Origin of the sequence: Enterococcus italicus DSM 15952 (assembly GCF_000185365.1) — a bacterium.
Lineage (GTDB): Bacteria > Bacillota > Bacilli > Lactobacillales > Enterococcaceae > Enterococcus_G > Enterococcus_G italicus.
Genome location: NZ_GL622258.1, coordinates 1 through 1,260, shown reverse-complemented (window position 1 = coordinate 1,260; position 1,260 = coordinate 1). Strand labels below are relative to the sequence as shown.

Sequence of the window (1,260 nt, the reverse complement as noted above, 5' to 3'; positions counted from 1 at the left end):
ATCTAAAGGAATTTTATTTTTAGCCTCGACAATAAGAATCTTATTCAAATTTTCATAAGAACCATCAATTTCAATTTGTGCATTTTCAACAGAAAATTCATGAATTTTCTTATCAACATTTAGTATGTTGTACTGAAGAGAACCGCTTGACATTCTCCCACTCAGGGTAAGTAATGACTGCGGTTCATTTTGTTTAGTTTCCATGACAGAATCTATCATATTGCTCATATGAGCAATATTTAATGCAGAACTTTCACTTGTTATTTTTGAAATATCTAAGGATTGTATAAAATCAGGTATTTGCATAGAAATTGGTTTGAGATTCTTATGTTTCAACTCTTCAAACATTTTAAATTTCCCAAGAATATAATTACCTCTGGAATCAGGAAGAATAGTAATATTATTAGCTGAAAAAATTTCTGGTAATTGGTTGGAATGGTCAAATTTTGTCATTAGTCTTGCTTCTCTAAATTCATTAATCTGCTTAGATTTTATGCTAAATGTTTCATTTTTATCAATTTCATTTAAAATATCATATTTATCAAATAACTTTTCCCAAGCCACATCATTTTTACCTTTTTTCAATATTACCACTTCCCTACATTTTAACTTTGCTTATAATTGTAGTTCATTATGAGAACTTCATCCACTTTTCCTCTACCACTTGCCTTTGAATTTATGTTTCTAGTTGCTCCTATTATGATAGTAGTATCTTTATAGTCAGAATATAAATCATGTATAAGTTTACTTGATGAATTTGACAACATTACAAAACAACCTTTTTTATCTAATGTAACAAATAAATCTCTTAATCTTTCTTGTTCTTTATAATCAAAACCATTCAGAGTATACCCTACAAAATTTTGAGTGTCATCTAATGATGCATATGGAGGGTCAAAGTATACAAAATCCCCTTTTCTAGCAGTTTTTGCAGCTTTTTCAAAATCTTCATTCATAATTTTAATTCCTGATTTATTCAAAAATTTACTATCAGCAATTAAAACTTCTTTATTCACAATATTAGGATTTTTGTAATTTCCATAAGGCACATTGAATTGATTTTGAGAATTAACTCTAAATAAACCATTAAAACAAGTTTTATTTAAATATATAAATCTAGAAGCTCTTTCTACATTTGATTTTTCTTCTAAAATACCATTTCTATCCCATTCTCTTAAGATATAAAAGTATTCTTTTGAATCATTCTCTTTATGTTTTCTAATTCTTGTATTAACTCATCTAAATTATCTCTAATTACAA

At 26.7% G+C, this 1,260-nt stretch carries 2 protein-coding genes; both read right to left on the bottom strand.

Features of this window, described 5'->3' with window-relative positions; all coding sequences use genetic code 11:
* Nucleotides 1-585, bottom strand: a 585-nt coding sequence (locus tag HMPREF9088_RS11105) for a type II restriction enzyme (RefSeq protein WP_040367749.1), incomplete at its 3' end; no start/stop codon positions are given.
* A 20-nt stretch (nt 586-605) separates the two neighbouring features.
* Entirely contained in the window at nt 606-1,181 is a 576-nt protein-coding gene (locus HMPREF9088_RS11100) for a DNA adenine methylase (RefSeq protein WP_248632149.1), read from the bottom strand.
* Nucleotides 1,182-1,260: the final 79 nt, after the last annotated feature.